At 66.1% G+C, this 7,567-nt stretch carries 6 protein-coding genes; 4 read left to right on the plus strand and 2 right to left on the minus strand.

The genetic code is table 11. The features are described 5' to 3' along the window. Positions 1 to 125: 125 nt before the first annotated feature. The 3 genes from pyk to H3005_RS15980 all read left to right on the plus strand — a co-directional run bounded on the left by pyk (position 126) and on the right by H3005_RS15980 (position 4,045). Positions 126 to 1,592 carry a pyruvate kinase gene (gene pyk / locus H3005_RS15970; RefSeq protein WP_089236630.1) on the plus strand — a complete coding sequence of 489 codons (1,467 nt, stop codon included), beginning with the start codon at positions 126 to 128 and terminating at the stop codon, positions 1,590 to 1,592. Positions 1,593 to 1,791: 199 nt separating this feature from the next. After that, entirely contained in the window at positions 1,792 to 2,796 is a 1,005-nt protein-coding gene (locus H3005_RS15975; protein ID WP_100553422.1) for a class I fructose-bisphosphate aldolase, read from the plus strand. A 136-nt stretch (positions 2,797 to 2,932) separates the two neighbouring features. Then, a complete protein-coding gene (locus tag H3005_RS15980; protein ID WP_089236628.1) occupies positions 2,933 to 4,045 on the plus strand; it encodes an ABC transporter substrate-binding protein in 1,113 nt (370 codons plus the stop codon). Positions 4,046 to 4,118: 73 nt separating this feature from the next. Here the strand turns inward: H3005_RS15980 and H3005_RS15985 are convergent, their stop codons facing one another. Next, entirely contained in the window at positions 4,119 to 4,715 is a 597-nt protein-coding gene (locus H3005_RS15985; RefSeq protein WP_100460196.1) for an O-acetyl-ADP-ribose deacetylase, read from the minus strand. 322 nt (positions 4,716 to 5,037) lie between these two features. Next, positions 5,038 to 5,997 carry a cysteine synthase A gene (gene cysK / locus H3005_RS15990; protein ID WP_100553421.1) on the minus strand — a complete coding sequence of 320 codons (960 nt, stop codon included), beginning with the start codon at positions 5,995 to 5,997 and terminating at the stop codon, positions 5,038 to 5,040. Between the two features lie 208 nt (positions 5,998 to 6,205). Between cysK and H3005_RS15995 the strand changes: the two genes are divergently transcribed. Beyond that, a complete protein-coding gene (locus tag H3005_RS15995; RefSeq protein ID WP_108265941.1) occupies positions 6,206 to 7,189 on the plus strand; it encodes a LysR family transcriptional regulator in 984 nt (327 codons plus the stop codon). Positions 7,190 to 7,567 lie beyond the last annotated feature (378 nt).

Below are 7,567 nucleotides of genomic sequence, written 5' to 3' on the forward strand. Positions count from 1 at the left end.
GGCGTATGTCCGGAACATGTCCGTGCGATGTCCCGCAGAGTCAGGCAGCACAAGGCTGTAACCGTATACATGGGACGTGAAGGATGTGCTAATTTCCGTCCTTTAACGGGAGAGGCCCATCCATCATGTTCGAGCGTCAGCGTCGCACCAAGATCCTTGCCACCCTCGGTCCGGCTACCGATCCGCCGGGCGTGCTGGAGGATCTGTTCCGCGCCGGCGTCAACGTGGTGCGCCTCAACTTCAGCCACGGTGACCCGTCCGGCCAGGCCAAGCGTGCCGCCGATGTGCGCGCCGCCGCGCAGCGGGTGGGCGTGGAAGTAGGCATCCTGGCCGACCTGCCGGGCCCGAAGATCCGCATCGAGCGCTTCGCCGAAGGCAAGGTGCATCTCAAGGCCGGCGACCGTTTCGACCTGATCGCCAGCACCAATGCCGGCCCGGGCGATGCGACCCAGGTGGGCGTGAGCTACCTCGGCCTGCCGCAGGACGTGACCGCCGGTGACGTGCTGCTGCTCGACGATGGCCTGATGCAGCTGCAGGTGGTGGAAGTGCAGGGCGAGCGCATCATCAACACCGTGCTCAATGACGGTCCGTTGTCCGATCGCAAGGGCCTGAACAAGCAGGGCGGTGGCCTGTCGCTGGGCGCGCTGACCGAGCGCGACAAGGAGCTGATCGGCATCGTCGCCAAGATCGGCGTGGACTTCATCGCCGTGTCGTTCTGCCGCAATGCGCAGGACATGAACGATGCACGCGAGATCGCCGAATCGCACGGCTGCTACGCCGCGCTGGTATCCAAGATCGAGCGCACCGAAGCCATCGAGAACCTGGAAGAGATCGTCGACGCCAGTGACGTGGTGATGGTGGCGCGTGGTGACCTGGGCGTGGAAATCGGCGATGCCGAGCTGCCGGGCCTGCAGAAGAAGATCATCAAGGCCTCGCTGGCGCAGAACAAGGTGGTGATCACCGCCACGCAGATGCTGCAGTCGATGGTCGAAAGCCCGATCCCGACCCGCGCCGAAGTGCTGGACGTGGCCAACTCGGTCATCGACGGCACCGATGCGGTGATGCTGTCGGCCGAAACCGCCGCTGGTGCGTATCCGGTCAAGGCGGTCGAAGCGATGGCGCGCATCTGCCTGGGCGCCGAGCGCCAGTTCCAGACCGAGACCGACTTCGGCGCCTCGCCGCGCAACCTGGAACGTGCCGACCAGGCCATTGCCATGGCCACCATGTTCCTGTCCCAGCACGTGGGCGTGCGCGCGATCGTGGCGATGACCGAATCCGGTGGCACCGCCCGCTACCTGTCGCGTTTCCGTGCCTCGGCACCGGTGTTCGCGGTTACCCGCCACGACGGCGCCCGCCGGCAGATGGCGCTGATGCGCGATGTGTTCCCGATCAACTTCGACAGCCGTGGCTTCACCCCGCGCGAAGCCGCACGCGGCAGCATCCGCCTGCTGGTGGAAGGCGGCATGCTGCAGGCCGGCGACCGCGTGGTGTTCACCAGCGGTGAGCACATGGAAACCCACGGCGCGACCAATACCCTGCGCCTGCTGGAAGTGGGCGACGACGGCCGCGCCAGCGGTCTCGGCGACCTGTAAGAGCTGATCACACCGGGTCGGAGCCGCTGTGCGGATCCGACCCCGGGGTCAGATCCCCGGAGGGGCTCCGACCCCATGCCGTGCAGGACATTTCCTGTCCTGTACGGAAGTGGAATCGTTTCCACCCTGGCCTCCACGTCGAGGTAACGGGGCGTCGGGGCTATACTTACGTTTTTCCCGCACCCGCCACAGGAAGTACATGAGCATCGAACAGCTGGCTGAAACCGCCCAGGCCATGGTTGCCCCGGGCAAGGGCATCATCGCGATCGACGAATCCACCGGTACCATCGCCAAGCGCTTTGCCAGCGTCGGCATCGAGAACACCGAAGAGAACCGTCGCGCCTACCGCGAACTGCTGCTGACCACGCCGAAGCTCAACGAGCACATTTCCGGCGCGATCCTGTACGACGAGACCATCCGTCAGTCGACCAAGGACGGCGTGCCGTTCGCCAAGTACATGGCCGACCACGGCATGATCCCGGGCATCAAGGTGGACAAGGGTGCGCACCCGCTGGCCGGTTGCCCGGGCGAGCTGGTCACCGAAGGCCTGGACGGCCTGCGTGAGCGCCTGCAGGAGTACTACAAGCTGGGCGCGCGCTTCGCCAAGTGGCGTGCGGTCATCAACATCGGCGAGAGCATTCCGTCGGGCACCTGCATCGAGTCCAACGCGCATGCGCTGGCCCGCTATGCCGCGCTGTGCCAGGAATGCGGCCTGGTGCCGATGGTCGAGCCGGAAGTGATCATGGACGGCGAGCACGACATCGAGACCTGCTACGAAGTCACCGAAGCCACCCTGCGCTCGCTGTTCGACGCGCTGTACCAGCAGAACGTGCTGCTGGAAGGCACCATCCTGAAGGCCTCGATGGTCATCTCCGGCAAGGGCTGCGACGAGCAGGCCGACGTCGAGGAAGTGGCCGAGTCGACCGTGATGTGCCTGAAGAGCACCGTGCCGGCGATCCTGCCGGGCGTGGTGTTCCTGTCCGGCGGCCAGGGCGATGAGCAGTCCACCGCCCACCTCAATGCCATGAACCAGATGGGTCACCTGCCGTGGCCGCTGAGCTTCTCCTATGGCCGTGCCATGCAGCAGGCGGCACTGAAGCTGTGGGCCAAGGACATGAAGGGCAACTACGCCGCCGCGCAGAAGACCGTCTACGAGCGCGCCAAGGAAAACGGCCAGGCCGCCCTGGGCAAGTGGAACGGCTGATCCGTCGTTTCGCAGCATGAACTGAACAAGGCAGCGCCGGCATCACGCCGGCGTTTGCTTTTGCCGGTATCGTTGCCGCCTCCCGCACGCCAGGCCAGTGCGTGGGGGCATACATGGAAGGCCAAGGAGAAAAAACATGCGTATTACCGCAATCACGCTGGCCGTTGCCACGGTGCTGGCTGTCGGCGGCTGCAACCGGATGGGTGGCAGCCCGGACGTGGGCAAGGCCCCCTCGCTGGAGTTCGACAAGCCGGTATCCGGCGAAATCACCTCGCGCAGCGGCGTCAATTTCAATGATGGCAGCCACCATCAGCTGTACCAGCTGAAGCTGGACGACAAGCAACTGGTCGGCATCAAGTTGACCGGCGCGCTGCGCGGCTCGATCGCCGTGTTCAACAACGGCGTGCTGGTGGCCAGCAGCAGTTCGGGCTACGAGCGCGGCGACGACGTCTCGCTGGCATTCCGCGCCAATGGCACCGGCAGCTACCAGGTGGCCATCAATGCCGACGGCCCCTCCGCCTTCGGCCCGTACCGCCTGCGCGCCGAGAAGCTGGTGCCGTATGACGGCAAGCCGATGGTGGCCGAAGGCGAGATCGTCGACCTGCTGGTCTCCAAGTCGCAGGATTACACCCTGCAGGTGGACAAGGCGGGCATGTACGAGATCCGCCTGGAATCGGATGCGTTCGATACCGTGCTGAAGCTGGACGGCAACGGCGCTCAGTCGGAAAACGACGACGGCGGCGACGGCACCAATTCGCGCATCGGCATGCCGCTGGAACCGGGCAAGTACACCCTGCGCGTGCGCAGCCTGGGCGAAGACGGTACCGGCGCCTTCAAGCTGACTGCCAAGCGCACCGAGCTGCCGGCCAACATGGTCATGCGTGATGGCACCACCCTGCCGAACTCCGGCAGCGTGTTCGCCATGCTTGATGGCGAAGGGCGCCGCCGCTTCCTGCTGAGCCTGCCGCGTCCGGCCGATGTGCGCCTGGATGCGATTTCCAGCCAGGTGGATACGGTGCTGCGCGTGGTCGGTTCGAACGTGGAGCTGGTGGACGACGATGGTGGCAATGGCACCAACGCACGCCTGGAAGAATCGCTGCCGGCCGGCCACTACACCGTGGACGTAACCAGCCTGAGCGACGAAGCGGGCATGGTGGAAGTGCGTGTGCAGGTCGACGGCGCCGCTTCGGCCGCGGCATCGGCGGCTGCTACGGCGGCGGCCGACGCTGCCGCCGAAGTAACGAACTGACGCTGTCGCGACGGATGTAAACGAAAAGGCCGGGCAATGCCCGGCCTTTTTTTCTTCCACGCCCCGCATTGTTTCAATGCGCCGGCACGAATCCGGTATCGCCCAGTGGGGGCAGCAGCGACCCGCGCCCGCTGTCGGCGACCTGGCCTGCGGCCGACAGCGCCTGCTGGTAGGCCTTGGCGGTCGCCGTGTTGAATGCCACCAGCACGATCCGCATCGGCTGGGCGTGGCTGCGCTGCCAGGCCAGTGTTTCGGTCACCGCGATCTGCGCCGCCTGGTACAGCGGATAGCCATACACCCCGCAGCTGATGGCCGGGAACGCGATCGACTGCAGGTTCAGCGATTCGGCCAGCTGCAGCGACTTCCAGTAGCAGTTGGCCAGCAGTGCCGGTTCGTCGCGCTGGCCGTCGTGCCAGACCGGGCCGACGGTATGCAGTACGTGCCGTGCCGGAAGTGCATGGGCATCCGTTGCGCGCACCTCACCGGTCGGGCAGCGCACGCCGGGGCGCAGCTCCGGCAGACGCTCGCACTCGGCCAGCAGGCCGGGGCCAGCCGCACGATGGATCGCGCCGTCGACACCGCCGCCACCGAGCAGTGATTCATTGGCCGCGTTGACGATCGCATCCACCGCCAGGGCCGTGATGTCGCCCTGCCACACTTCGATCTTCATGCGTCCGTCTCCTGCCTGTAGTTGTTGCGCGCCGTGCCCACGCTGGCTGCACCCGCATCTTGCGGGACAGGGCATCGATGCTGCGTCATGACCGTCTCACGCACTGCGATCCGCGCTGTTCATGCACGATGGCCGGCAGCGCCTTCACGCAGGCTGAAGCGAGCGCCGCACGCAGGCGAAACGAAAGTTCCTGAAATGGATTGCTTCTGATTTGCGGGGGAAAACGGTCCGCTTGCAACGGCAATGCCCAGTCAGGATTGCCCAAATGGAAACGCCCACCGCGAGGGTGGGCGTCATCCTGCTGTCATCGACAACGCGGCGATCAGGGCAGACCGGCCAGCCAGTCGTCGTCGGAACCTTCATTGACGTCGGCGAACAGCGGCGTGGAGAAGTAGCGTTCACCGGTGTCCGGCAACATCGCCAGGATCACCGCGCCCGGTTCCGCGCGATGTGCCACGTCCAGTGCGCTGGCCACGGTGGCACCGGCGGAGATGCCGACGAAGATGCCTTCCTCTGCGGCCAGCTGGCGGGCAGTGGCGATCGCGCGATCATCTTCCACCGTCACCAGTTCGTCCACCACATTGCGGTTGAGCACATCGGGCACGAAGTCCGGGGTCCAGCCCTGGATCTTGTGCGGCTTCCAGTCATCGCCCTTCAGCAAGGCGGCGCCTGCCGGTTCGGTGGCGATGATGCGGGTGTCGGGGCGGGCGACCTTCAGCACTTCACCGACACCGGTCAGGGTGCCGCCGGTGCCCCAGCCGCTGACGAAGTAGTCCAGACGCTTGCCGGCGAAATCACGCAGGATCTCCGCGGCGGTGGTGTTGCGGTGGTAGGCCGGGTTGGCCGGGTTGGCGAACTGGCTGGCCAGGAACCAGCCGTGCTCCTCGGCCAGTTCGCGCGCCCTGCGCACCATGCCGCTGCCGCGCTCGGCGGCCGGGGTCAGGATGACCTTCGCGCCGTAGGCGCGCATCAGCTTGCGGCGTTCCACCGAGAAGGTCTCGACCATCGTCGCCACGAACTTGTAGCCGCGTGCGGCGGCCACCATCGCCAAGGCGACGCCGGTGTTGCCCGAGGTGGCTTCGACGATGGTGTCGCCCGGCTTGAGCAGGCCACGCTGTTCGGCATCGAGGATGATCGCCAGCGCCAGGCGATCCTTCACCGAGCCGCCGGGATTGAAGGATTCAACCTTGGCGTACACGGTCACGCCCTGCGGCGCCAGGCGCTGCAGCTTGACGATGGGGGTGTTGCCGATGGTGTCGAGGATGGAGTCGTACAGGGCCATGGGAGCGCTCCAGGAACAGGCCGCGCCGGGCTCGGCGGGCATAAGGGAAGAAGGCTGGCTGTTCAGGCCAGCGGCTGCCGGCTGACCGTAGCGCCGGCATATGACGCCCGGAAATGACCAGATACCTTTCTTAAACAACCTTTGGTTATAAGCTGGTGACGGCAATTGACCCTAGAGTGGACCTCCGCCCCCACATCGCCCGCCTGCCATGACGCTGACCCAGCTGCGCTACCTGGTTGCCATCGCCGACGCCGAGCTGAACATCACGCTCGCCGCCTCGCGGGTGCATGCCACCCAGCCCGGCCTGTCCAAGCAGCTCAAGCAGCTGGAGGACGAACTGGGCTTCCTGCTGTTCGTGCGCAAGGGACGCAGCCTGGAGTCGGTCACCCCGGCCGGCACCGAAGTGATCAGCCGCGCCCGCGCCGTGCTGTCCGAAGCCAACAACATCCGCACCTACGCGGCCAACCAGCGCCGCGAGAGCCAGGGTCAGCTGATCCTGACCACCACCCACACCCAGGCGCGCTTCGTGCTGCCGCCAGCCGTGGCGCGCATCAAGCAGGCCTATCCGCAGGTCAGCGTGCACCTGCAGCAGGCCGGTGAGGCCGATGCGCTGGACCGGCTGAACCAGGGCGATGCTGATATCGCGATCATCAGTACTGCCGGCAGCGAACCCAGCGACGGCATCGCGGTGCCGCTGTTCCGCTGGCGACGGCTGGTGGTGGTGCCCAAGGGCCATCCGCTGGACCGCGCCGGCCGCGTACCGGACCTGGCAGCATTGGCCCGCCAGCCGCTGATCAGCTACGAATCCTCGACCCGACCCAACTCCTCCCTGCAGCGCGCCTTTGCCGCGCAGAGCCTGGTGCCCGATCTGGCGCTGACCGCGCTGGATGCCGACCTGATCAAGACCTATGTGCGCACAGGTCTGGGGGTGGGGCTGCTGGCCGAGATGGCGATCAGCGCCAACGACGAGGATCTGCGGGTGTGGCCGGCACCGGCGCCGATCACCGAGTGCATCGCCTGGGCGGTGCTGCCACGCGACCGGGTGCTGCGCGATTACGCGTTGGAGCTGGTGCATGTGCTGGCCCCGCAGATCGATCCACGCGATCTGCGGCGGGTGCTGGACGGCAACCAGGCCGCGTCCTGGCCGGTGCCGCCGACCTGGGAATCGCTGACGCAGACCATCACGGTTTGAGGGTTGGTCGAGCAGGGCTGCGCCCTGCACCCGCTACCAGCCGGAGCAACAGCAACAGCAACAGCAACAGCGTGCATTCCGTGGGGTGGCGGGGCGGTGTCGGAGTGCGGGGACGCCGCAAGTACGTCCCTGTAGGCTTGGCCGCGGCATCCATGCCGCGGACACCCCGCAATCCGACACCGCCCCGCCTCTGACAGATTTCGACGGCTGTTGGTAGGTGTCGACCTTGGTCGACACGGTAGATCCACGCCATGCGTGGATGCTTTTCGATCAATTGCCGAAATATTCGATTTCGTTGGAGATTCATCCACGCATGGCGTGGATCTACAGATCGCGGAAATCTGTCGAAGGCGGGATGGGTCCGGTTGCGGGGGCGTG

The organism is Stenotrophomonas sp. Br8, assembly GCF_014763005.1.
Lineage (GTDB): Bacteria > Pseudomonadota > Gammaproteobacteria > Xanthomonadales > Xanthomonadaceae > Stenotrophomonas > Stenotrophomonas lactitubi.